The following is a 23,044-nucleotide window of genomic DNA, read 5'->3' as shown; positions in this document are numbered from 1 at the left end:
TGGGAGGAGGAAAGCCTCTGTTGTAGACGCCACTCCTCCCTGGCTCATTGAAGTAAACGTTGCTTGTGTCTCTCTTTTGCATGGTTGCCTCGACGGTTGGCATGCTTCTGGGACTTCCTGAAAAGTGTAGGGCCCACGCTGGCATGGACTCTCCTGCACCTGGAATGTCGCTCCGCTCTGAGTCCATGCCAGCATGGACCCTACAGGCTGTCTCGCTTATGAACCTGGTAAATTTACCAGTTAGCTGCGGTAATTTATGAACTGGAGGGGAACGGGAAGATCTTTCTCTTTCAGGAGTGCAATGACAGCCTGGAGCTCATCGCGGCTCTTGGCTGAAACGCGAATAGCCTCGCCCTGAATCTGTGGCTTGACCTTGGGATATTTATCGCGAATGGTTTTGGTAATACTTTTCGCGAGATCTTGCGCAATTCCCTGTTGCAGTTCAATAACCTGGCGTACTCGTCCCGAGGCCGCGTCTTCCTCTTTACCCGGCTTGAAGATCTTCAATGATAGGCCGCGACGGACCGCCTTTGACTCGAGGATATCGCGCACACCCTTGAGCGTGAGTGTGCTTTCGGTGTTGATGACAATGGTATCTTTCGTCTGTGTAATCTCAGTTTTCGTGTCTTTGAGATCGAAACGCGTCTGCACTTCACGACGTGCCTGGTCGATCGCGTTTACGAGCTCCTGCTCATCATACTCTGAGACTATATCAAATGAACATTCTGCCGCCATAAAATCCTCTCCCTCGGTTGATGCTAGCTATCCCCGTGTGCAAGTTATTTCGGGTAAGTGGTGTGGTGCGCGGTGACAGCCCGCGCACCACACCACTTATTCTACATCGATGTGTGACACATGTTTCAGGGGCATTGTAAACCATTTTGCCGATCATTGCCACTTTATCCCCCAAGTGGGACACTATGAAGCTCAGTGAATTATGGCAGCGCACTATAAAGCGCGAAAAGGCGAGGAGACGTCCCGGCCCCTCTCACTTCTCGAATTCATTCAACATACTAAAGAATGCTATCTCACTTTTTTCAAAAGTTGCTACTAGTACTTTCTGCCTCTGCATTTTCTGGATTGCCTCTACTTATTGTAAACCTCTATCCTGGCTGATGCGATAAGAGCGAAGCGGGATTTCATGGGGTGAGACCTCTTAAATGCTTGCTTCGTATTGTAGCGATTCCTTAACCGATGTGTGAGGCATCTTTACTTCTTCACACTCTTGTGTTTAACGGAGAGTAATGCTAGAGTCCATTCAGGGAGGAGTGGCGGATTGTTGATGATGAATGCGACACGCAAGCCTAGTGTGAAAGGTAATCGGGCCATATCATGGCGAAGTATATACGACCTAAGTTACTTCCCCATCACGAGGGTGATTCCGCGCTCTCTTCAATTACTATTTCGCAGTTCTGGCATGGAGGCGAGATGGCCACTGAGGAGCAGGCGCGCAACTTTGAGCTGTTACGGCTCGCGTTTTTTGTGTTAAAGCTCCGCAAACTAGAGGCTACAGTCGCTGAGAGTGAGCGCAACGCCGACTTCGCGTTTCGCTGCAACCTGCTCCGGCATGCGATCTTTCACCAGGTCGTGACGCTGACCCGCCTACAAGCCCGTGAGCAGGCGCTACAAATCATTACCGCTTGCCAGCACAATTAGCCCGCCTGCTTGATTGACAGTGCTCAATGCTGCCAGGCCACCCTTGGGAATGAATTAGATCAGTAATCGAGCTATTGTTGTCGCTTGATCCTGGGTGAGGTGCCCGGTGACACGGATGCCAATCCCTTTTTCTGTCCAGGCCAGGCTGGCCAGGTTATTTATCTGCGCGAAGATCGCGTTGGTGGATCGAAGATTGAGGCTCTGCCCCGCTGCCCCTTCCAGGTTCGCCAGGGGCACTCCTTCAGCTATGGTGAAGACCTGGCTGCCCTGCATGTAGTTGAGCAGGTAAATGGCATTCTTCGGCGTGCCAAGCGTCGTGACACCATTTAAAATGTACTCGCTATGGTCTCCCGAGATGGCCAGCAGGCGATAGCCAGCCTTCTTCTGGGCCTGAGCCAGGGAGAGCAGGTCGCTATTGCTACTGCTTGCCGTGGGCAGCGCCTCCTCTTTGACTCCCGCAGGGACAACAAAGGTAAATTTTCCTGAATCGACAGGGGCGTTCAGCTCGAAGGCATCAAAATGCATGCTCACCGGCCCCAGGCTGGCGAGCGTTAGATCCATGCGTAACGGCTGCTCGCTGCTTTTATCAATGTAGACCTCGCCCTGGTAACTTAAGCTCCCCGTATTCGATCCACCCTGATCACCACTCTCCTGGGGCACCACATGCACCTGGTAGGCCGCCTTGCCATCGACGCTGGCTTTATCGCTGACAAGCGTGCCAGTACTGCTGCCAAATACAGAGAGCAGCGTATTGAGCAGCAACTGAACCTGGCCGCGACCAGGAACAGCCAGAATCGAGCTACTCTGCTGGGCGGGACCTACATAGACCACCTTCTGCGAGGGATCATACTGCCACATCTTTTTGCCATCACTCACCGTGAGGCTCCCCGCGACCGCCTGTGGAAGCGTTGAGGTGAGTGTCTCATTCCGGCTCTTGCCTCCCTGTGCGCTCCACTGCTCCAGCTTGATTGTACCCGTGGCTGCGCGTCCCTGAAGTGTAAGGGTGAATCTGCCATGCAGGGTTTTCGCGCTATTGAGACGCTGCGCAATGCGGTCAAGCAGTTGTTGTCCCGGCGAACCAGTCAGGGCCAGGTTGCGTATACCAGGATAGGTTCCTGTATGGATCATAGCGTCTGTAGGGGTTGGCTGACAGGCGCTCAGTGTCAGGGCTAGCATGACCAGCAGGACAGCAGGTAGGCTGAGTATAGAGCGATGGCGGTTCATAATTGGTGTGCTCCCAATAGATATCTAATATATATCTACGGCCTTCTACGGATGCGTGCATTATGGCAGCAAAGATATGCTCTCTCATTATATATAGCACGGGTTAGCGGAGTATGCCAGGGTGAGAGGGCGCTGTGCTACTGGACGGTGACTTCGAAGCTAGTGTCTTGCGTGGGAGAGCCGGGTACTTCAAGATGCACGCGTAGCAACCATGTCCCACTCATGGAGAATTGCAGGCGCATGCTATAGACGCCATTGCTCTGGCGCTGTGCCTCGGCCTGTGTCGTCTGCATATTCATCTCCTCCATGTCTCCGCTAACGAAGAGGTGCGCGTTTGTCACGAGTTGCTGCTTGCCTGTACGTACGATCTGAAACGCGAGGGTGGCCGGATGGGTCGTTACAGGGGGATTGGGATCGACCTGGAGCGTGATCGTGTAGGCCCCCACTTGTTTGCTCTGAACATGGGCGGTGGGCGCCTTTTGAGACTCAACATTACTGACAAACGCGCCAAACCAGGCCACGAGAAGGAGAAAGCCGATTCCCACGGCGAGAACCAGCATATTTCTGCGTAAGTATGGCTTCATGCTTTTTTACCTGCGCCGGGTACTTTGACGTACACCTGGTTATCTTGAATGCGAGTTTCCAGGCGAGGGAGCGCCGCCAGATAGAGCACGGGGCCTCGCATAGGGTCCCCATACTTGCTAAAGAGGCCGCCATGACAGGGGCAGGCGAAGCAACGTCCATCGCTATCCCATTGTAGCAGGCATCCCATATGGGAACAAGTCGCTATTAAGGCTACAATCTTGCCTGCTTCCTGCCCATCGTCCTGGTCATAGCGCACAATATAGCCCGCGAAGGCCTCAGTTTGGAAGCGTAGTGCTTCTTCTTTTAGTTGGTCGAGGTGCGCGATGGATTCCCAGTGTGAGGGGATGTTATCGGGGACAATCTTGGTGGCATATCCCTGACCTTTTTGATGCGGCGGCTGATTATTGCTGGCTTGCCTGGTAAGTATGGAGCCGAATGTGGCTCCTGCGGCAAGAGAGGCTGCAGCCACCGCGCTATTCGTCAGAAGCGAGCGGCGTGAGAGTCCCCGCTTAGGGTGAGACGTAGATAAATGAGGCGTTTCGCCGGTTGCGGTTGGCGTGGGCCGTGGTGAGATGGCCTTGTCTAAATCTAAAGTTTTTTGATCAGATGCAGACTGCTTCGTTTGGATTGTGAGGGATGAGAGGAGTTCTTGCTGCAAGCGCTCTACAAAGAAGGGGCAGGGCGTTATATCTTTGGCTGCGGCGGCGCGTAAGCATGAATACATGCGTAGTACGGGAAGTTGCCCAGGAGGGAGCCGGGGTGGCTGTGCTGGGCATTCCATGCGTAAAGCCTCGATATAGCGTTCTAGCTCGGCGTATTCTACAAGAATGTCCTGGTCCTCGTCCGACATAATCGTTGTTCCTGATGTCGTTCTACTGTTCTACTGTTCTACAAGTATTTTTTCAAGTTCGGCCGCGCGCCTGAGTGCGCGGAACTGAAGCACTTTCACGTTGGCTTCAGTTAGATCCATCTTTGCGGCTGTCTCTTTAATCGAGAGATTTAAGAGGAAACGGTAAATGAGTACATCGCGGTAGTGGTCCGGAAGGGCCTGTAAGATGCGTCGTACGTACTCTGTGGCCTGAAGGGAGGAGGCTGATGGTGTTTGCGTCTCCTCATCCTCATCTATAGGTCCTTCCCAGCCCGCCTCTAGCAATGCTTCTAGTGAACTGGTAAGAACGCGATAATGGATACGCCAGTAGTCTGCCAGGGTGGTCTGCGCGATGCGAAACAGCCAATTCTGCATGCTTTGAGGCGAGCGTTCTTGATCCAGCCCATGTACGGCTTTCATAAATGTTTGTGAGGTTAGGTCCTCCGCCTCTTCTCGATTGCCTACCTTACTGTACATATACCGGTAAATCAAGCCGATATTGTCCTCATAAAAATGTTGCAGCACTACATTCGCAATCCGTACGCCAGGCTGCGATGCACCCTCTTCTCGCTGGTCCATAGCGAATGCCCTGTTCTGCTGGAAAAGGCCATGAGCGTTGCTGGCGAGCTTGCATGTCCGAGCTATCGTGCCTGGTTGCTTGCTCCTGGTGTCCGCGCTTTGCTTTGTGCTTGAGATTTGCCTGGGAGTGTTCTATCGGGCTGGCTTCAGGCTGGTAGTATGGATTAGGGTGCGCGGTATCTACCTTACCTGGCGAGCATCTACCATACTGTAGATCTGTAGGTTTTTATATGATGTCTATCCAGATGGAGTATGGTTGGACGCATGGGCTTGCCAGGCGTGTTTGAGCTTCTTGCCAGTTTAGTACACATGGCTGGTTGTCGTGTATAACTACGTTTAAGGTTACAGGTCTATAATTGCTTGTGCTTCTGGCTAACATCCTGTGTTACTTCTACTGTAAGTATATATGCTCTTCCCAAACCTGCCAGACAGGTAAGGGTTTCGCGCCTGCGGCACTCAGAGGGAAGAAAGCACGATAGTGGTTTTGTTCCTAAACTTAGGTAGAAAATGTACAGCAAATAGGGTGGGTACCTGATGGCCGTTGGACCGGGTTTGCTATAGTATAAACGTACGTATTTTTCTAAAGGACCTCCATCTACAGGGCCTTAATTGGCCAATAATTGCATCTTCTAGATGGGGATCTGGTTGTGTAACCAGGGTAGAGGAGCACCATTTTTATGTTTAATATCGCACCACAGGTGGTGTCTATTGCTGAGGCTTGCCTGGGGGGGTTACAAGGTCGATCCGCGTTGTTGATTGGTCCCGAAGAGCGACGAAACCCCTATTCATATCTCTTGCGCGATGCCCAGATGAGACAGGTATATCAGGAAGATACGTCACTGCATATTGTGTCTCTCCTCCCTGCCGTTGATCTCTTGATCAGTGTGCCTACCCTGGATAATGGAGGATCTGCTATTCAGTTGAGTGCCGCGAAACTGGCGACAGCCTGCACCGGGCGCCGCAGCCCTCTCTTTATCTTTGATCTCTCGCCCACGCCTTCAGTAGAAGAGATGGCTGGACTATTGCCAGCGGTCTGCCTCTACACTCCCGAAGATTTGCGCCGAATAATAATTAAAAACGAAATGAAGGCGTCTTGATCCATGTGATACACTCAAGTCGTCTTATATATGGAAGGTTTTGATCGGCTTGAACTCTTGGTAAAGGGACAATAATGGAAGTTATAAAAATATCGCCTCGTGGCTACTGCTATGGTGTTGTAGACGCCTTAAATATCGCGCGTAAAGCGGCCAAGGATGTCTCTCTTCCCCGGCCTATTCATATAATTGGACAGATTATTCATAACCGTCATGCTATCGAAGAGCTTTCAAGCATGGGCGTGATCACGGTTGATGGCCCTGATCGCCTCTCGATTCTGGAGAATATCCAGCAGGGGACCGCGATCTTTACCGCGCATGGCGTTTCACCTGAGGTGAAGCGGCGTGCCCAGGAGCGTGGCCTCTACTGCATCGACGCGACCTGCCCTGATGTCACGGTGACACATGACCTGGTCAAGGACCTGGTCGCCAAGGGCTATTATATGATCTATATCGGCAAGAAGGGCCATCCCGAGCCTGAAGGGGTCATAGGTGAAGTTCCCGGCCATATTAGCCTGGTGGAAACCGAGGCCGATGTCGATGCCCTGGCATTGAGCGAGGAGCAGCTACAGAAGCTGGCCGTCTCGACTCAGACCACGCTCTCGCTCTGGGATACCCATCGCGTCATCCAGCATATTAAGACCAAATATCCTCAGACTGAGGTCTATGTCGATATCTGTCGCGCGACCCAGACGCGCCAGGAAGCGGTCGCTGATCAGGCCAGGGGCGCGGACCTGACCGTGGTTGTGGGTGATCCACGCAGCAATAATACCAATCGCCTGGTCCAGGTCTCTGAGGAGAAAGCCGGCGTACCCGCAGTGCGTATCGAGGATCTCTCCCAGCTCGACCTCAGCTTGCTTAAGGGCAAGCATAAGATTGCTGTAACAGCGGGTGCCTCGACACCTAGCCAGATCACGCGTGCCGTGATTCGTTTCCTGGAAGAGTATCAGCCTGATCAGATCGAAGAACCAAGCAACGTTTAGAGTAATAGGGGATGAGCTGGGTCCTGGTAAGCCTGCGGCTTACCAGGACCCAGCTCATCCCCTATTACTCTTTATGCTTCAAAGACCTCAAAGAAGTGCTCGAAGAAGTGTTGTGTATTCACACTTGTGGCAAGCTGATGGTGTGCCTCCTGCCCGTCAGGCTGCCAGTAGGTCTTGCCCAATAGCTCTTCGTCTTTGAGTTCTATATTAATCGTGCCAGGCGTGAAGGTTGCGACCTGTTCATCAAAAATTGTAGCCGCAGCCAGGGGACTGTAAAACGTAATCGTTTCCTTATGCTGGAACCAGACCTCCGCGAAATCGAGAACCGGGCGTAGGTGAGGTAGGTGGCAACGCGCACGGAACTCCCCGGCAGGCGTACTGATCTGTTCGGAGATGTCAAAGCCAACGCTACGATGAATGGGCACATTGGCCCGGTAAACAATGGCGGCGGCATAGGGATCATTGAGCACATTCCATTCACGTCCAGGAAGCGTGTATTGGCCACATGCCAGAATAAGGCCCTTGAGGAGTTGGGGGATATCGGGTTGAGTAGCGAAGAGGAGCGCGATATTCGTCAATGGCCCGGTTCCAAGCAGCATCACCTCGCCCGGGTAGGCGCGAATGGCATGATTGAGAAAGGCGATGGCCTGTCCATGAGGAAAGTCGACATCGTGTTTCCAGTTGGCGAGTGCCATGGCCTGAGGAGCATGGGCCTGTCGTAGTGGTGTCATCAAAGGTTGCTCAACCCCGGGATAGATGGGAATATCCTTATCCACGGCATTGCAGAGACTACTGGCGAGCATGGCGCGTAGATACGGTTCTCCTGTGACTGTGGTAATACCCAGGAGATCACATGCTGGCTGCGCGAGGAGGTAAGCGAGGCACACCACATCATCAATATTGCTGCCAATATCTGTATCGAGGATGACACGAGTCTTGGATGTTGTAGGTGAAGACATAGTACCTGGCTGCCTCCTTCGATCGCTAGTTAATATTCTACTTTATTATAGCCGTGTAGAAATAAGCTGTTTCTGCCCCTTCGCGCCTGCGGCGCTCAGGGGTAAGGGGTATATGGTGGATGGCTGGCGTAGCCAGCCATCCACCATATACCCCTGAAGGCTGTGGAGAATGTGTGTTGGCTCGCTGGGCCAGCACCGCCTTTATATCCCTTACCCCTGGAAGGCTAGCGTAGCGAGTGGAGAATGTGTGTTGGCTCGCTCAAAATCTGTGAACTTCCTCTCCTATGCCTCACCTCAAGGCAAATTGTGATGTGTATCATACTCAACCATTCATTCTCCGGGTATGCTTCTTGACAAGAGAGACAAGAGAAACCTGCCAACAAGATCTCTCGCAACATCTGCTGTTAATGAATAAGTTTAAATGTGCCGATATAAAAAATAAAAAGTATATGTGAGAAAACGGCTATGAAAAAGATAATCATGACGACCCTCCTGCTGATAGTAGGGCTTGGTGCCTGGGCCTCCTATATAATCACCTATCCCAACTCTGCACACAGGGCCTCGGCGCAGGCTGCGGCAACCACTCCGACATCAACGCCTATCAAAGATGAGACGAAGCCTATTCCGCCCGCGGTGAAAGCGAGCGTCTTCTCTCAGGGAAGCGATGCGGTCAACGAAATCGCATTGACCTTTGACGATGGTCCGAGCGCGGGCTATACCGCGCAGGTGCTCGATATTCTGCAAAAATATGGGGTCAAAGCCACCTTTTTCTGTATTGGTCAGCAGGTGCAGGCGACTCCAGACCTGGTAAATCAGGAGTTGCAGAACGGTAACGTGGTGGGAAATCACACCTGGAGCCATCCCGACCTCACAACCCTATCCGCGCAGGATATATATACGCAATTGCATATGACCTCTGACGCGATAAAGAGCGCTACTGGTACATCGCCAATACTGTTCCGCCCTCCCTATGGGGCCATTAATGACACAGTAAAGCAGCAGGCCAATGCGTTGCATATGACACCAGTGTTGTGGTCCATTGATACCGAGGACTGGCAAATGCCGGGCGTGGATGCGATTGTGAACACTGCATTGAATAATGCTGGGAATGGGAGCATCATCCTCATGCACGATGGCGGCGGAGATCGCTCGCAGACCATCGCGGCCCTCCCTCGCATTATCACCGGCCTGCAGCAGCGCGGCTTTAAGCTCGTCACGGTCCCAGAACTCATGGCGGATGCCAACTAGAAAAGAGTAGCCGTTTTCTCAAAGAGTAAGGGGTGTGCGTGGAAAATTGGGCTTTGCCCAATTTTCCACGCACACCCCTTACTCTTAAAAGCTCGCGTAGCGAGCCGAAGCAGATACCACCTGACAACCACTCGATTGGCATGGCGATAGGAGTTTTTGGTATAATTCTTAGCTGAACAACTAGCAAGCTGCCTGACGCCTTGTCGCTATTCTCCCTGTACCGACACTGGCACATTGCCGATAGAATGTGTGTATACTCTTATACTTGGGGGCAGATATCTATTGGTGGGAGGTTAGTAGAGAAGGGGTTTGTAGGCTATGCCCGGTGGAATATATCGTGTCAAGACGTTTTATGAGGTGAAGGCAGCTGCCCTATATATTCAAAACTGACAGTGCTTCTTTGATGCGAAGATAAAGAAGTATCTATAAAAGCAGAGGGACAAAGAGGACATATAAATGCGCGAAATCACCATTTTCAGTGGAAGTGCTCATGTCGAGCTGGCTCGTGAGATTTGTCATCATCTAGAGGTGCCGCTATCGCCAACGACCATTCGGCGCTTTGGTAATGACTGTTTGCATGTCCAGCTGAACGCGAACTGCCGTGAAAGCGATGTATTTTTGATCCAGCCTCTTGTGCCACCGGTGCAGGATCATCTGATGGAACTGCTGTTGATGCTCGACGCGGCGCGAGGAGCGTCCGCGGCCCGCACAACGGCGGTTATCCCGTATTATGCCTATGCGCGCTCCGACAAGAAGGATGCTTCGCGTATCTCTATCGCTGGCCGCCTGGTCGCGGACCTGCTGGCGACCGCTGGCGCCAACCGGGTGCTGGTCATGACGTTGCATGCGTCCCAGGTGCATGGCTTCTTTAGCGTACCAACAGATCACCTCAATGCTTTGAATGTCCTGGCTCAGCACTTCCGCAACCGCGACCTGAGCAATACGGTGGTCGTTTCGCCCGATCTGGGCAACGCCAAGGCTGCCTCGCATTTCGCGCGCCTGTTAAAGGTGCCTGTCGCAGCCGGTAGCAAGCGCCGCGTCGATGACAACAAGGTAATTATTGATACCATCGTGGGCGATGTTGAGGGACGAGACGTGATTGTTATCGACGACGAGATCGCCAATGGCGGTACGATTATCGAGATCCTGGATCGCCTGCGTGAGCGCAACGTACGCCGCATCTCGGTCGCCTGTACGCATGGCGTCTTTAGCGGCAAGGCTATCGAGCGCCTGGGGAGCCAGGAGGACATCGATGAGATTGTCGCGACCAACACCGTGCCCATTCCCGAGGAGAAGCGCCTCCCCAACATGACCGTCATCTCCATGGCGCCCCTGCTATCGGAGACTATCCGCCGCATCCACAACGGCGAATCGGTCAGCAGCCTCTTCGCCGACGCATAATTATATGTAGGGGGCGTGGTAGAGATAAGCCGCAGGTCTATCTCCTACCACGCCCCCTTCCTTACATCGAATAGTGCTTTTGTGATATACTCAGCATATGCGCAAGCGCCGATATGGTTTTTGTGTGTTTGCGTACCACTCTAAACAGAAAGGAGGCACGCCGATGTATCAGGCGAAACAAGTCTTTGCTCTGCCTATCGAGACCGGGCTGTGTAACTCCTACCTCTTCCTTCTCGCGCTATAGCTCGTTAGCAATGGCTGCGCGGGAGCGGTATGTGCAAGTTCCTGCCCCGTTCCTCGATCAGGTTGATTACTTTTTTAACTGTATAAGTAATGTTGTGCCTGTGGCACGACATATACAGCAGTATGCTGTAAAAATTGAGAAAAATAGAACAGGAACATTGCAACATGAAAGAATTTACTCTTCAAAAAACAGGCTATCTCCACGCGCAGGGGGCGCCACTTTACTATGAGGTCGCGAGACCAGAGCGGCCCGTTAGCGATATTCCCATCTTATTCATTCACGCTGGGGTCGCCGATTGCCGGATGTGGGATGAGCAGTTTGCGGCCTTCGCTCCCGATTATCAGCTTATCCGCTATGATCTGCGTGGCTTTGGCAAGTCGGCTTACCCTGCCAAACGTTTTGCGAACCACGAGGATCCCTCGCTGCTGTTGGGCTATCTGAATATTACTAAAGCCCATGTGGTGGCGTGCTCCTTTGGCGGGAAGGTCGCTATCGACCTTGCCCTGACCAATCCAGACTCGATAGCCTCGCTGACCCTGGTTGCGCCAAGCCTGGGAGGCCTTAAGTCGGATGAGGAGATTGAGCGTTTTTCTGAGCAAGAGGAGGCTCTGCTGGAGAAAGGCGATGTCGCAGGAGCGACCGAGTTGAATATGCGGATGTGGGTGGATGGTCCCAGACGCTCGCCTCAGGAGGTCGATCCCGCTGTGCGTCAGCGAGTATACGAGATGCAGTATCAGGCCTTTGGCGTCGAGATACCCGAGGGAGCGGATTTGATTAATCTTGACCCTCCCGCCTGCGAGCGCCTGAGCGAGATTGTCACTCCAACACTGGCCATTGTGGGAGACCTGGATCTGCCTTCGCGCTTTGACATTGTCTCTCAGTTGACTGAGGCTATGCCAAACGTCCAGACGTTGACCCTGGAGGGTGGTGCGCACATGGTCACAATGGAACAGCCCGAAGCCTTTAACCAGGCTCTACGCGGTTTTATTCAGTCGCTATAGTAGCAGTACTTATTGAAGAGAAAAGCGGCGTTGGAACAACGCCGCTTTTCTCTTCAATATTATTTATGCCTGGACGGGCGTTTTCTCTTCGGGCTTCTGGGGTTCGCGCTCTCTGGCGGACTCAGCTGCGGCCTTCTTGAACTGCCGCTCGTCGCGCCAGTGCTTGAAGTCGAGCAGGGCGCGGTAGGCCTGGTAGACGATGGGATTGTAGATAAGGTCCTGCGTGGGGAAGAAGCGGATGGGATAGCCGCCGAAGCCACGCTTAAACTGGTAGACGCCCCACAGCTCCTGGCCCTCCTCAAGCACATCTGGAATGCCCCGGAAATTGTAGTACTTAGCACCTTTAGATTTGGCCCACTGCATGCTGGTCCACTGTAGCAGGTGGTTGGGCATCAGGTTGCGCTGCTCGTTGGAGGAGGCACCGTACATGTACCAGCTCCACTCGCCCAGGACGCTGATGATGGTGCCCGCGATGGGCTTGCCCTCGTACTCGGCCAGGAAGAGGGCCACGCGGTCTCCCTCTTTGTAGAGGTCCAGGTACTGGCGATAAAATTCCTTGCTGTTGATGAAGAAGCTATCGCGCTCGCTGGTGACCTCGTAGATGCTGTAGAACTTCTCCAGGTCCGCCTCGGTCTCGCCACGGCGGACGGTGATGCCTTTGCGACCAGCCAGGCGAATGTTGTAGCGCCACTTCTCCTTCATACCGGAGAGAATGCCCTTCTCATCGGGGCTGATGTCGAGCACCCACTCATGGCGGATATGCATATGATGGGGATTGGTGCGAAAACCGAAACGCTGCATGGCGGTCTGCCATTCGCGGTTATCTGTATCCACGCTTGGCTCGACCTTGAGCATGAAGGCGCCACGCTTGCGTGCCTCGGCTCGCACAAAGTTGAGCAGGACGGTCATCGCGGGCGACTGGGGATCAGTGATGACGGGACCGCGTGGGGAGTAGAGATAGACCTGTCTGATCACGGGCGCGCGCGATACTAGTACCATCATCCCTGCGCATAACTTGCCCGAGTCATCAAGCACGCCAACACGCAAGACTTCCTGTACCCCGAGCAAGGGGAGTTCTCCCCACTCATAGGATTGAGTGATGTTGCAGCAGGGGGACGAGGCAATAAAGTCGTTCCACTGCTGGCGATCTGTAATGATGCGGGCTTCCATGGGTCATTATATCCTTTTATATTCTAACGGATCCAACATGCCTTCTCGCGCCTGCGGCGCTCATATGTTATGTATGTTGTGGGTATGGCGGGGCAAAGCCCCGCCATACCCACAACATACATAACAGAAAGGCGAGCTTGCGAGCCTTTACTTATGATACAGGAGAACTGGTTTCCTCTGGGGTGTCGGCGATGGGAGAGTTGCCTGCTTCTTGCGGCTTCTTCCCATTCTTGCCTGCCTGCTGTTTCTGCTTTGCCTTCGCGGGTTGAGGCTGCTCTTTGGGCGTTGCTGGAATCTGTTCCGCTGGTTTGGCCTCTTCGTCCTTGCGCTGGACCTGGCCCCGGGCGGAGCGCTCTAGCTCAACCTTCTGGCGTTCCTGGTGGCGTTTGGCGCGGCGGTACTCGACTAGCCTGCTCCAGAGCGTATAGATCAGTGGGCGATAGACGTAGTCCTGCGTTGGCATGTTCAGGCGCGAGAAGCCGCCAAAGCCTTTCTTATATTCATAGACACCCCACATCTCTTCGCCCGGCTCAAGTATCTCGGGAATAGTGCGGAAGTCAAAATAGCTGCACCCACGTGCCTGCGCCCACTGGAAGCAGGTATATTGCAGGAGATAGGCTGGCTTCAGGTTGCGCTTCTCGTTGGAGGTCGCACCAAACATATCCCAGCACCAATCGCCGAAGCGGATAAGCATCTTGGCCGCGATAGCCGTACCCTCGTGTTCAGCGATATAGAGCACCGCGTCGCCCTTGCTAGCGAAGTGGCGATAGATCTCCTTGTGGTAGTCCAGGCTATGGATAAAGAAGGCGTCGCGCTCGCTAGTAACCTTGAGAAGCTCATAGTAGGCCTCAAAGTCGGCGTCGCTACTGGCTTCACGGATAATCACACCTTTACGGCCCGCGGCGCGCACATTCTGGCGCCAGGTCATTTTAAAGTTGGCCAGCAACTCCTCGGCGCTTGGACGAATATCCAGCACCCAGCTTCGGCGACCATGGACCGCGATGGGGTTGGTGCGGAAGCCAATCTTGCTATAGGCGGCCAGCCAGGTGTGTTCATTGGGATCGTCGTCGGCGATATTGGGTTCGATGCGCAGGATGACCGCGCGCTCTTTATGGGCGACTTTGTGGGCATGCTCAAGGAGCGCGGATAGTGCAGGTGAATCGGGACTCTCTACCGTGGGACCGCGCGCACTGTAGAGCCAGCTAAGTTTAAGACCGGGAATACGCGCGGGCAGGGGAACGGGATTGACCGTGAGCAGCATGACTCCGGTCAAACGCCCATCCTCCAGGGCACCCAGGCGATAGATGCGGCCACCAAGGTATTTATTTAGCTCACCCCACTCATAGGACTGCAAGAGGTGTCCACGAGGCTGGCTGGTGAGAAAATTATTCCATTGTTCCCGGTCATTGATTTCCTGGATGGTAAGAGTCATAGTTTTTCCTATGAAGAATAGTGGGACCAACGCTGCTAAATACCCATAAAGGGCACAGGGCACGCGTTTACATATAATGGTACGGCATCGTGCTCACTATTGAGCGTCTTCCTGCTCGTACTTCTCCAGAAACTCGCTTCTCAGCAGGCTATATACACGCACATCGTGGTACTTGCCGAAGCGGAAGATGACCTGGCGCATCGTGCCCTCGTGCTTGAAGCCAGCCTTCTCGTCCGCGCGCCAGCCACCAATGTTCTCCTCCATATCCTGTGTCTGGATGCGGTTCAGGTTTAATTCAAGGAAGCCATAGCGCAGCATCATTTTGGTGCCCTCGGTGCCATAGCCCTTGCCCCAGGCCGAGCGATCCAGAATGATGTAGAACTCCGCGGACTGGTTCAGGGTATTGATATCTTTTAGTCCGACCAGGCCGATCAAGCTGTTATCACTTTTGAGGGCCACGCCAAAGATAATATGCCCAAAGGTCTTGTAGAGGTTCTCGATGCGCTCTTTGGCCCGTGCATCACTGGTTGGATAGATAGAGAACCAGCGGCGCACATCGGCGTCGTTGAGCCAGGTAGAGTAGAGGTGATTATCCTGAGCAGGCTCCAGTGGCCTGAGATAGAGTCGTTCGCCAATGACGAATGGATTTTGCATTCGTGAGAGTTCGTCTGCCATTTTTTCGTCCTCCAAAACATACTGCTTCGAGGGCAGTATAGCATAGGGGCGGAAATCGGTGCAATTAAACAGGCAGATATATAGCTCTTTTGAGTTAGGAATAGAGGGGAATGAGGATGGGGTAGGTTGGTAGCCGAAGGCTACCAACCTACCCCATCCTCATTCCCCTCTATTCCTTGAAATTACCCGCGATTGGAGTAGCGTAGGGCGCGGCCTCCGATGAAGGGAATTCTAAAGCGGGTGCCAAAGAGGGCACTGATAATCGCGATGATGCCCAGGATGATAAATGCCAGAAAGACCCAACCGGTAACTGTTTGCAGAAATTCCAGGACACTGTAAGCCAGGGTGCCATGGGTCTGATTCAGCAGACCGTGTTGTAGCCAGCCATTGAGCAGCGAGAGCGCGATTAGGATGACGTAGAGTTGGAAGCCTTGCAGGACGTGGAAGCGTGGCAGGGGCTTGCTGCGCTCGGTAAAGAAATAATATATCCAGGCGGCAATGCAAACAAAAGGCACATAGGCCAGTGCGGCCAGGCCCCGGCCCTCTGAGGGAACGGGTCGCATGTTGGCCCCTGGTGCGGGTTGCTGATAGGCCTGCTGCTGAGGTGTGGCAGCGTAAGGCTCGTGGGCCTTCGAGGCGGCGGGCTGTCGGCGCTCGGTTGGCCCAGGCGCGGAATAGGTCTCCTGCGGAGCGGGCCTGTAGCCTCTATCAGGTGTCTGAGGATAGGCGTTGTCGTTTCTGCGTATGTTGCCTGGTTGATTATTTGCGCTGCCTGTGTAGCCAGGTCTATAGCTCCCAGCCTGATTGTTGTAGTCACCTGTCTGCAAGGGGCGGCGTGCCTCAAGTTCGTTCTCTCGCTGAGGCGCGACCGGTGGCATATAGGCATTACGTGCCTGGGGCTGCTGGTGCTGATTATTCTGGTCGAAGGCGTTATAGGCAGGTGCAGGTCCCGAGTGTGGATTGAATGCATCGTTATATGGTGGCGTGAGCTGCGGACGAGGCGGCGTAGCCAGCGGCGTGTTTTGACCAGCCTGGGGCGCGCCCCCCTGCTCATAGCGCATGCCAGCGAGGCCTGGCTCACTGCTATTTATGGCTGGGGCGGCCTGCAGACGCGCATTAGGATTCTTGAGCGCCTCCATGAAGGTACGGACATCCGCGAAGCGCTGCGTGCGCTCCTTGCCCAGTGCGCGAAATATGACGTTTTCAACATATTCAGGAACGGCGGGATTTAGTTCACGTAGGCGCTGCGGATATTGCTGCATTTGCATCTGCATGACGACGTAGTTGGTCGTGCCCGCGAAGGCTTTGCGGCCCGAGAGCAGTTCGTAGGCGATACAGGCCAGGGCATACTGGTCGGTCTCAACGCTTACCATGCCTGTAAATTGCTCGGGCGCCATGTAGGTGGGCGTGCCGATCTCGCGTGTCTGCTTGACCGTTGCCGAGGTAAGAACTGTTGAGATGCCAAAGTCGGCCAGCAGGGCCTCGTCTCTAGCGTTAAAGAGAATATTCTCTGGCTTCAGGTCACGGTGAATGACATGTTGATTATGTGCATGCTGGAGCCCTGCCGCGATCTGTGCAAGAATCGCCAGTGTCGTTTCCAGGCTCAGAGGATTTCCATTCTGGCGCGCGATGCGCTCGCGAAGTGTCCCGTTGGGGGCATATTCAGCGATGATATAAGGCTGCTCGTTCTCAATGCCGACATCATAGATGGGGAGAATGTGAGGATGTTTGAGCCGCTCCAGGATTTGGGCCTCGCGAATAAAGCCTTCGCGTTCCTGTGGCTCTGAGAGATACACGCCCTGCAACAGCTTAATAACAGCGCGTCGCTCGGTAAGGTATTCATGTTGCGCGAGATAGACGCTACCGAAGCCTCCACGTGCTATCTCTTTCTCGATACGATAGTTGCCAAACTTTCGACCTGAAAGGGCGTAGGGTTCTTGCGTCATCGAAGATACCACCTGCTTTTCGGCTAGAGAGACTATAAAGACCATGCTATACCAGCTAAGGCATACAGAAATGACTATAGCATGCACATACAGACGTGTCAATTAGCGAGATCACAATTTCTATCCCCTCTTGCCAAATAAGCGTACGTGGTGTAATGTGAGAAGTATAAAATGCATCTCTGCTAAGAAGTGGTGATTGTGTGCAGAGTATGTCATGGCGTTATGTTGGGTGGTTAGTGATGGGAGCGTTTGTATGCCGATTAGTACTCCTCCGCCTGCGCGAGAAGCCTCTCGCGCAACTCCTCAGAAGCAAGATGTTGCTGGCTTGCCTCCGCGAGCAGGGGCCAGTCGACCCGGCCGCCTGGTGAAGGCGATCCTACGTGTGCCCTTGAAGTGGTGCTACTACGCGTTGCGTTTCTGCCAGCGCTACCGGTTGTTTGTGGGCCTGGCGCTGCTCCTGCTTATCGCCAGTGTGGTAGCCACAGTAAGGCTTACGACCCAGGAGTGGCCCCTGGGAATTGATAACGATCCCTTTCATATACAGACGCAGCCCAGAGATGGGCGCGATGCCAGCGCCAAGATTAAAGGCTGGCTCTACGCCTTGCGTAAGGGCGATGCGACGGCCTTGCAACTCAGCAGCGCCACGCTCTCCTCGCCTACGGATGCCAGCACGCTCTCACAGTATATCGAGAGTCTGAGCGCGACCGATACGCGGCAGTGGGGCGAGATCATGGTCTTAAGCGTGCAGCCCCGAGAGGATACCTCGCTTGATTATTTTCTCTCGGTCGAGATCGTCACGAATGGACCCGAGGGGAAGCATAAGGCGCTGGCCTATTTCTATTTTGTGACGGCCCCGGGACAGGGCGGCGAGCGTCTCCTGCGCGCCGATTACCTGTTTATGCGCGCGCTGAGCTAGATGGTGTGCTTATTGCGTTCTCTCGCGAGATATGCAACAGAATGTAGATTCTGCTGAAAGATGTTCCCATGCCGGTATGATTGGAAAGGGAGAGCGATAACGTGTTAGCAAAGGATAGACGGAAAGTGGCTGAGCGTAAGCTGGAGGGTGACCTGGACAGGTCGATTGATGTGGGGCTGGACCAATTTGGACGCTTTGTAAAGTATCGCTGGCTCTGGCTGGCGCTGGCGGCCCTGGTCGGTTGGTATTTTCTGACCGCCGTTCTGCCGCAATTGACGCCGCCTAGCCCTGGCTCGATCTTGCTCTATGCCCTCCAGATTATGTTTGCCATCTTTTATGTCCTCATACAATTCGTGGCTATTTTCTGGTTTATGGGGCGGCCGCGTCTCTACTGGGTGATGCCGGGCGAGACCGGACTGGGCTTTAAGGACTATAAAGGCAATCCCGATGTTCTGGAGGAGGCACGGCGCATCGTGCGTATTCTGACTGGTATTAAGGCCTACCAGGAGATGGGCGGGCAGCCTGTACGCGGTCTCCTGCTCTCGGGACCACCCGGAACGGGCAAGAGCTACCTGGCCCAGTGTATCAGTACCGAAGCCGGCGTCCCTTTCGCCTATGCCAGTGCGGCCAGTTTTCGTGGCATGTTCTGGGGCATGGATGTGCTGATGGTCAAGAACCTCTACCGCAAGGCGCGGCGCTACGCGCGCGAGTATGGCGCCTGTGTTATCTTTATTGACGAGTTCGACGCCATTGGTATGTCGCGTACAGGCGGCGGTGAGCAGAATGGCCAGTCGCGGAATATGGGCATGGGTGGTATGGGTGGCATGTTTGGTGGTGGCAATGGTGGTCTGAATGAACTCTTGATGCAGATGGACCCGCCTCCCATCGACAATGGCTGGAACAAGAAGATCTTGCGTGTGTTGGGGTTCTTCCAGGGGCGTGCCCAGGTCGAACCTGTGCTTACCATTGGCGCGACCAACGTGCCGCAGGCGCTGGATGCCGCCCTTCTGCGCCCGGGACGCTTCGATCGTCAGATCCGCGTGCTGCCGCCCACGGATAGATATCGAGGCGAGGTCATCGAATATTATCTCAACAAGGTGAGCCATGATCCCGCTATCTCTCTGCCTGCGCTGGTGCAGCGTATGTTTGAGTATACGCCAGTCGCGATCAAGCATATTATCAATGAGGCCGTGATTCTGGCCCACTTTGATGGTCGCGACCTGGTCACGTATAAGGACATAGCCGCCGCTCAGGATAAGCATGAGTTTGGCATCCGCCAGTTAAGCGACCTGACGCCCATTGAGCGGCGTCGCCTGGCGTATCACGAGGCCGGGCATACCGTTGCCTGCTACTACCTGATGGAGCGTGAGTTTCCCTCGTATGTGACCCTGCATCGTCATGATGGTGAACAGGGGGCCGAGGCCTTCGCCGCCTGGCGCAATAAAGAGACGGTCAAAACGCGTAGTAAGCAGGAGGTGCTGGCGCTGTTGCAGGTCTACCTGGCCTCGCGTGCAGCCGAGGAGCTTTTTCTGGATATGAACCTGGATGGGGTAAGCGGAGACCTGTCTCAGGCCACAACGCTGGCTGGCCTCTATGTTGGCGCCTATGGCATGGATGGGACCTTTCTCTCGCGCCTGAACAGTTTGGAAATCGCTGTTCCTCGCCTGGCGGAGCGCGTTGAGGAGGTGTTGCAGCAGCAATATCGCGAGGTTTTGCAGCTGTTCCGAGAGCACAGCGAGGCTGTGATTGCGCTCGCCGAGGCCCTCAGCGAGCGCGATGAACTCCTTGCCGATGAAATCAAGACCATTATCGATGAGGCCGACGCGAGCCAGGTCCTGGCCGAGGTCACTGACGCCCTCCAGGCTATATAAATCAGATGGTGTGGTCCAGACTGGTAACCCAGGGGCTGCCAGTCTGGACCACACCATCTTTAGTACTTCTTGATTATTCAGTTCATTTTTGATAGTGTTACAGTGGCATCATTCGATATTGTTGTTCAACGTATAGCAAGATCGTGCTGGTCTTTTTCTGATGAATACTAACCTGCTTTCTGCGCGCCAGTCCTCCTCACGCCTTCAGCGCTATACGGGGATTCTGATTTCTTCGCGCCTTATTTTTGCTCTGGCCACTCTGGCTATTTTTGTTCTGGCTCTGCTGCTCCGCTTATACCGCATCGACATTCCTATCGATTTGGATAGCTATGATGAAGGCGTCTATTGGCAGACGCTGCGCGCGTTAAGCTCAGGCCATGCCCTCTACCAGCAGACCTTTTACTCTCAACCCCCCTTCTTTGTTCTCTCTATTTTTCCGACGTATCTCGCTCTGGGTCAGAGCCTGTGGGCGGCGCGTTTCGGTGTCGTTCTTATCTCGCTGCTCGGTGTGCTGGGCTGCTATTGTATTGGGTATGCGCTCGCGGGACGCCTGGGAGCGCTGGTGGCCGCGCTCCTGATGACCCTTGATCCGCTCTATCTCTCACAATCACAGAAACTCCAGGCGGAGGCCCCTTCGGTCGCCTTTATGACTCTTGCGGTCGGATTGGCCTGGCTCTGGTGGCGGTATCCTGGAGGAAAACGCGGAAATGCCCTGGTTGTGCTCTGTGGTATCGTGCTTGTGCTTGGTGTTCTGTGCAAGCTGCTGGCTGTGGCGGCTCTCGTGCCAATTGGTATTCTTCTACTTATGTATCTCTATCGGGGGCTGCGTCAGCCACGCGAGAAGCGCTGGCCTCTGTTTATGCCCCTCTTGCTGGCCCTGGGCGCCTCCATCCTGGCCTTCCTGGTAATTATACTGCCCTATCTTGGAGCCTTTGCGCAGTTGTGGGATGGTGTCGTGACCTTTCACCTGGTCGCGGGGAAGGTGCTTGCGTCTTCGGCGAAGGGGAATATCCATATGTTGCTCACCATCCGCAGCTATCCCCTGCTCTATGCCGCGCTCGCGGCCGCCTTCTTTGCCTGCGTGCGCCGCGATTGGCGTATTATCGCGCCCCTGGCCTGGTTCCTTGTCTCTGCCGTGTTGCTCTGGCGCCAGGTGCCGCTCTTCGCCCATCACCTGGTGTACCTGGTACCTCCGATGATCGCCATGGTAGCAGTAGGCCTGGCTCCCCTGTTGGATTGTCTGCAACGGACCGAGGTCGGATTAGCACGCCTGGCTCGCTGGACGGTCGCGCTTACTCTGCTTATTGTGCTCTTCACGACCGCTAGTAACATCCTCCAGGTGCGACATAATTTCAAAGCCCTGCCAGTCGGCATGCATGCCCAGGACCAGCGTGTTGTCGCAGATATGCGAACCCTCACGAAGCCTGGCAGCCTCGTTGTAACGGATGCGCAATTCCTGGCGGGTCTGGCGGATCGTAGTACACCTGCCTCCCTGGTTGATACTTCGGGTGTGCGTATTATGACAGGCTATGTTACAGAAGAGCAGTTGATTCAAGAGGCCAGCCGTCCCGAGGTTCAGGCTGTGCTGTTTTATACAGGGCGACTTCATAATATACAGCAGGTAGCCGGTTTCCATACCTGGGTGCGACAACATTACACCCTCGCGCGTACATATAGTAATGGACAAGAACTCTGGCTCAAGCGTTGAAGATAGAGGAGAAGAAACTATGCCACAAAAGAAGAAGACCTTCAGTACCATGGAGATTGTGCTGGTCTGCACGCTGGTTGGTTCACTTATCCTCTCGCTGCTCCAGGCGCGCAAAGATGAGAAGCAGCGAGAGGGGGCTGATTTTTAGTACATTCTCACACAAAATGTGCGGCAGTTCCTAGGAACTGCCGCGGATTGAAACTAGCTGGCCTGCGTAAGCAGCAGGGGGCGCGAGGTCTCGATGACCTCTTCATAGCCGCGTATCACGCATTCCATGGACTCGTACCAGCTATAGCGATTGGCTTGATGGTGCGCGGCCTCGCCCATCTCCAGGCGCGTCGCCTCCTGCTGGACCAGGCGCTGTAAGTGGTCGCGATAGGTTGTGATGCGCTCATCTGCTGAGAGCGCTTCCGCCTCCAGGAGTAGTCCTGTGCTTTCATGCTGCACCAGGTCGCGCACTCCCTCCGCGCGTAAGCCTACCACGGGCAGTCCTGAGGCCATAGCTTCCAGTACGACCTGCCCAAAGGTCTCCGTATACGAAGGAAAGGCGAAGAGGTCCGCTGTCGCATAGGCCCGCGCCAGTTCCTCGCCGCGCAGATACCCCGTGAACGTCACGGGTAGGTCCTGCAACTCCTGGCGAATTTCGTCATGGGCCGGCCCATGACCAACGATGACCAGGTGGCAGCGTGTATGATCCATTTGGCGATAGGCCTGGATCAGCAGTTGGAGATTTTTTTCCCAGGAGACGCGTCCCACATAGAGCAAGACTACTTTCTGTTCAGGCTGCTCACGGCCTTGCAGCCAGCTCGCCCGTAATTCCGCGTCACGTTGCTCGGGGCGGAAGAGGGTTGTATCGACGCCGCGAGGCCAGAGGCGCAGGTGTTCAAAGCCTTGCTGGCGTAGCATCTGTGCCGTGGAGGGTGAGGGACAGAAGGTTAACTCGCACTGGTTATGGATAAAGCGATTGTAGTGCCACATGGGCTGTGTAAAGAACGAGAAGCCAAAGTGGGTACAGTAGGCGGCCAGATTGGTATGGTAGGAAGAGACGAGTGGCTTGTTGAGGAGGCGGGCCGCTGCCAGGCCGGTTGCTCCCAGGACAACGGGATCGACGATATGCACGATATCTGGTTGAAACTCATAGAGACGGCGTATGAAGAGGGGGCGAAAGAAATTAAATTTGAGCTCCGGGTAAAAGGGGAGCGGGAGCCCCGCCGTGCCGATAACCTCGGCCCCAGCGTATTGTTCCATGCCGCTTTCAGGGCCTAGCAAGAGGGCTTGATGCCCCGTCGCCTGCACATGTTCCAGAAGGCGGGCAAGCGTGCGGGTAACACCATCGAGTTTGGGCAGGAAATTCTCTGTAATAATCGCTATGCGCATAGGACACCATTCACCTATCGTGGAGAGTGCGGCAGACAATGATCCAGGGGACTGACTGCCTTCGCGAAAATCCCGAGGGCAACCTTCCACTGCAAGCGTAGTCTATA

General features: G+C 54.4%; 21 protein-coding genes. 10 read left to right on the top strand and 11 right to left on the bottom strand.

The genetic code is table 11. The annotated features are described in order from the left end of the window. Positions 1 to 240: 240 nt before the first annotated feature. Positions 241 to 735 carry a YajQ family cyclic di-GMP-binding protein gene (locus tag KTE_RS11605; protein WP_201370581.1) on the bottom strand — a complete coding sequence of 165 codons (495 nt, stop codon included), beginning with the start codon at positions 733 to 735 and terminating at the stop codon, positions 241 to 243. Between the two features lie 597 nt (positions 736 to 1,332). Here KTE_RS11605 and KTE_RS11600 point away from each other — a divergent pair. Further along, positions 1,333 to 1,656 carry a hypothetical protein gene (locus tag KTE_RS11600; protein ID WP_201381154.1) on the top strand — a complete coding sequence of 108 codons (324 nt, stop codon included), beginning with the start codon at positions 1,333 to 1,335 and terminating at the stop codon, positions 1,654 to 1,656. Between the two features lie 54 nt (positions 1,657 to 1,710). On the opposite strand, the gene KTE_RS11595 is transcribed toward KTE_RS11600, so the two are convergent. The 4 genes from KTE_RS11595 to KTE_RS11580 form a co-directional block, all read right to left on the bottom strand. Further along, positions 1,711 to 2,880 (bottom strand): outer membrane lipoprotein carrier protein LolA, encoded by a 1,170-nt coding sequence (locus tag KTE_RS11595; RefSeq protein ID WP_201381151.1) that lies wholly within the window; start codon positions 2,878 to 2,880, stop codon positions 1,711 to 1,713. A 137-nt stretch (positions 2,881 to 3,017) separates the two neighbouring features. Next, on the bottom strand, positions 3,018 to 3,464 hold the full coding sequence (locus tag KTE_RS11590; protein ID WP_201381150.1) for a FixH family protein: 447 nt from the start codon (positions 3,462 to 3,464) through the stop codon (positions 3,018 to 3,020). Then, positions 3,461 to 4,315: a ubiquinol-cytochrome c reductase iron-sulfur subunit gene (locus KTE_RS11585; RefSeq protein WP_201381149.1), complete on the bottom strand. Its 855-nt coding sequence runs from the start codon at positions 4,313 to 4,315 to the stop codon at positions 3,461 to 3,463. The genes KTE_RS11590 and KTE_RS11585 overlap by 4 nt, the downstream gene beginning before the upstream one ends. A gap of 30 nt (positions 4,316 to 4,345) precedes the next feature. Continuing rightward, on the bottom strand, positions 4,346 to 4,912 hold the full coding sequence (locus KTE_RS11580) for an RNA polymerase sigma factor (RefSeq protein ID WP_201381148.1): 567 nt from the start codon (positions 4,910 to 4,912) through the stop codon (positions 4,346 to 4,348). 677 nt (positions 4,913 to 5,589) lie between these two features. Between KTE_RS11580 and KTE_RS11575 the strand changes: the two genes are divergently transcribed. Then, a complete protein-coding gene (locus KTE_RS11575; RefSeq protein ID WP_201370587.1) occupies positions 5,590 to 6,009 on the top strand; it encodes a hypothetical protein in 420 nt (139 codons plus the stop codon). Positions 6,010 to 6,083: 74 nt separating this feature from the next. After that, positions 6,084 to 6,989, top strand: a complete 906-nt coding sequence (locus tag KTE_RS11570; protein ID WP_201381147.1) for a 4-hydroxy-3-methylbut-2-enyl diphosphate reductase — start codon at positions 6,084 to 6,086, stop codon at positions 6,987 to 6,989. 71 nt (positions 6,990 to 7,060) lie between these two features. Here KTE_RS11570 and KTE_RS11565 read toward each other — a convergent pair whose 3' ends face one another. Further along, positions 7,061 to 7,948: a nucleoside hydrolase gene (locus KTE_RS11565; RefSeq protein ID WP_201381146.1), complete on the bottom strand. Its 888-nt coding sequence runs from the start codon at positions 7,946 to 7,948 to the stop codon at positions 7,061 to 7,063. Positions 7,949 to 8,413: 465 nt separating this feature from the next. On the opposite strand from KTE_RS11565, the gene KTE_RS11560 reads away from it, so the two are divergent. The 3 genes from KTE_RS11560 to KTE_RS11550 all read left to right on the top strand — a co-directional run bounded on the left by KTE_RS11560 (position 8,414) and on the right by KTE_RS11550 (position 11,842). Beyond that, on the top strand, positions 8,414 to 9,196 hold the full coding sequence (locus KTE_RS11560; protein WP_236600370.1) for a polysaccharide deacetylase family protein: 783 nt from the start codon (positions 8,414 to 8,416) through the stop codon (positions 9,194 to 9,196). Between the two features lie 456 nt (positions 9,197 to 9,652). Then, positions 9,653 to 10,597, top strand: coding sequence for a ribose-phosphate pyrophosphokinase (locus KTE_RS11555; RefSeq protein ID WP_201381145.1), 945 nt, complete (start codon positions 9,653 to 9,655; stop codon positions 10,595 to 10,597). 408 nt (positions 10,598 to 11,005) lie between these two features. After that, positions 11,006 to 11,842 carry an alpha/beta fold hydrolase gene (locus tag KTE_RS11550; RefSeq protein ID WP_201381143.1) on the top strand — a complete coding sequence of 279 codons (837 nt, stop codon included), beginning with the start codon at positions 11,006 to 11,008 and terminating at the stop codon, positions 11,840 to 11,842. Positions 11,843 to 11,905: 63 nt separating this feature from the next. Here KTE_RS11550 and KTE_RS11545 read toward each other — a convergent pair whose 3' ends face one another. The 4 genes from KTE_RS11545 to KTE_RS11530 all read right to left on the bottom strand — a co-directional run bounded on the left by KTE_RS11545 (position 11,906) and on the right by KTE_RS11530 (position 17,065). Then, positions 11,906 to 13,012: a peptidoglycan bridge formation glycyltransferase FemA/FemB family protein gene (locus KTE_RS11545; RefSeq protein ID WP_201381141.1), complete on the bottom strand. Its 1,107-nt coding sequence runs from the start codon at positions 13,010 to 13,012 to the stop codon at positions 11,906 to 11,908. 151 nt (positions 13,013 to 13,163) lie between these two features. Beyond that, complete coding sequence (locus KTE_RS11540; protein WP_201381138.1) at positions 13,164 to 14,444, bottom strand: peptidoglycan bridge formation glycyltransferase FemA/FemB family protein; 1,281 nt, start codon at positions 14,442 to 14,444, stop codon at positions 13,164 to 13,166. Between the two features lie 96 nt (positions 14,445 to 14,540). After that, entirely contained in the window at positions 14,541 to 15,119 is a 579-nt protein-coding gene (locus KTE_RS11535; RefSeq protein WP_007908294.1) for a GNAT family N-acetyltransferase, read from the bottom strand. Between the two features lie 182 nt (positions 15,120 to 15,301). Further along, complete coding sequence (locus tag KTE_RS11530; RefSeq protein ID WP_201381136.1) at positions 15,302 to 17,065, bottom strand: serine/threonine-protein kinase; 1,764 nt, start codon at positions 17,063 to 17,065, stop codon at positions 15,302 to 15,304. Between the two features lie 253 nt (positions 17,066 to 17,318). Between KTE_RS11530 and KTE_RS11525 the strand changes: the two genes are divergently transcribed. The 4 genes from KTE_RS11525 to KTE_RS48830 all read left to right on the top strand — a co-directional run bounded on the left by KTE_RS11525 (position 17,319) and on the right by KTE_RS48830 (position 21,708). Next, positions 17,319 to 17,981: a hypothetical protein gene (locus KTE_RS11525; protein WP_201381134.1), complete on the top strand. Its 663-nt coding sequence runs from the start codon at positions 17,319 to 17,321 to the stop codon at positions 17,979 to 17,981. 101 nt (positions 17,982 to 18,082) lie between these two features. Beyond that, entirely contained in the window at positions 18,083 to 19,852 is a 1,770-nt protein-coding gene (locus KTE_RS11520; protein ID WP_201381132.1) for an AAA family ATPase, read from the top strand. Positions 19,853 to 20,012: 160 nt separating this feature from the next. Continuing rightward, complete coding sequence (locus KTE_RS11515) at positions 20,013 to 21,560, top strand: glycosyltransferase family 39 protein (RefSeq protein WP_201381130.1); 1,548 nt, start codon at positions 20,013 to 20,015, stop codon at positions 21,558 to 21,560. A gap of 19 nt (positions 21,561 to 21,579) precedes the next feature. Continuing rightward, entirely contained in the window at positions 21,580 to 21,708 is a 129-nt protein-coding gene (locus KTE_RS48830; RefSeq protein WP_007908285.1) for a hypothetical protein, read from the top strand. Positions 21,709 to 21,761: 53 nt separating this feature from the next. On the opposite strand, the gene KTE_RS11510 is transcribed toward KTE_RS48830, so the two are convergent. Continuing rightward, the gene (locus KTE_RS11510; protein WP_201381128.1) at positions 21,762 to 22,937 is read right to left on the bottom strand and encodes a glycosyltransferase family 1 protein; all 1,176 of its coding nucleotides are present in this window, start codon (positions 22,935 to 22,937) and stop codon (positions 21,762 to 21,764) included. Positions 22,938 to 23,044 lie beyond the last annotated feature (107 nt).

Source organism: Ktedonobacter sp. SOSP1-85 (assembly GCF_016587415.1).
Lineage (GTDB): Bacteria > Chloroflexota > Ktedonobacteria > Ktedonobacterales > Ktedonobacteraceae > Ktedonobacter.
The sequence above is the reverse complement of the archived record's forward strand: the minus strand, read 5'-3'. Positions and strand labels throughout refer to the sequence as shown.

Excerpts from the sequence above, each read along its gene's own strand:
- KTE_RS11605 (WP_201370581.1), bottom strand. The coding sequence starts at position 735 with ATGGCGGCAGAATGTTCATTTGATATAGTCTCAGAGTATGATGAGCAG.
- KTE_RS11600 (WP_201381154.1), top strand. The coding sequence starts at position 1,333 with ATGGCGAAGTATATACGACCTAAGTTACTTCCCCATCACGAGGGTGAT.
- KTE_RS11595 (WP_201381151.1), bottom strand. The coding sequence starts at position 2,880 with ATGAACCGCCATCGCTCTATACTCAGCCTACCTGCTGTCCTGCTGGTC.
- KTE_RS11590 (WP_201381150.1), bottom strand. The coding sequence starts at position 3,464 with ATGAAGCCATACTTACGCAGAAATATGCTGGTTCTCGCCGTGGGAATC.
- KTE_RS11585 (WP_201381149.1), bottom strand. The coding sequence starts at position 4,315 with ATGTCGGACGAGGACCAGGACATTCTTGTAGAATACGCCGAGCTAGAA.
- KTE_RS11580 (WP_201381148.1), bottom strand. The coding sequence starts at position 4,912 with ATGGACCAGCGAGAAGAGGGTGCATCGCAGCCTGGCGTACGGATTGCG.
- KTE_RS11575 (WP_201370587.1), top strand. The coding sequence starts at position 5,590 with ATGTTTAATATCGCACCACAGGTGGTGTCTATTGCTGAGGCTTGCCTG.
- KTE_RS11570 (WP_201381147.1), top strand. The coding sequence starts at position 6,084 with ATGGAAGTTATAAAAATATCGCCTCGTGGCTACTGCTATGGTGTTGTA.
- KTE_RS11565 (WP_201381146.1), bottom strand. The coding sequence starts at position 7,948 with ATGTCTTCACCTACAACATCCAAGACTCGTGTCATCCTCGATACAGAT.
- KTE_RS11560 (WP_236600370.1), top strand. The coding sequence starts at position 8,414 with ATGAAAAAGATAATCATGACGACCCTCCTGCTGATAGTAGGGCTTGGT.
- KTE_RS11555 (WP_201381145.1), top strand. The coding sequence starts at position 9,653 with ATGCGCGAAATCACCATTTTCAGTGGAAGTGCTCATGTCGAGCTGGCT.
- KTE_RS11550 (WP_201381143.1), top strand. The coding sequence starts at position 11,006 with ATGAAAGAATTTACTCTTCAAAAAACAGGCTATCTCCACGCGCAGGGG.
- KTE_RS11545 (WP_201381141.1), bottom strand. The coding sequence starts at position 13,012 with ATGGAAGCCCGCATCATTACAGATCGCCAGCAGTGGAACGACTTTATT.
- KTE_RS11540 (WP_201381138.1), bottom strand. The coding sequence starts at position 14,444 with ATGACTCTTACCATCCAGGAAATCAATGACCGGGAACAATGGAATAAT.
- KTE_RS11535 (WP_007908294.1), bottom strand. The coding sequence starts at position 15,119 with ATGGCAGACGAACTCTCACGAATGCAAAATCCATTCGTCATTGGCGAA.
- KTE_RS11530 (WP_201381136.1), bottom strand. The coding sequence starts at position 17,065 with ATGACGCAAGAACCCTACGCCCTTTCAGGTCGAAAGTTTGGCAACTAT.
- KTE_RS11525 (WP_201381134.1), top strand. The coding sequence starts at position 17,319 with ATGCCGATTAGTACTCCTCCGCCTGCGCGAGAAGCCTCTCGCGCAACT.
- KTE_RS11515 (WP_201381130.1), top strand. The coding sequence starts at position 20,013 with ATGAATACTAACCTGCTTTCTGCGCGCCAGTCCTCCTCACGCCTTCAG.
- KTE_RS48830 (WP_007908285.1), top strand. The coding sequence starts at position 21,580 with ATGCCACAAAAGAAGAAGACCTTCAGTACCATGGAGATTGTGCTGGTC.
- KTE_RS11510 (WP_201381128.1), bottom strand. The coding sequence starts at position 22,937 with ATGCGCATAGCGATTATTACAGAGAATTTCCTGCCCAAACTCGATGGT.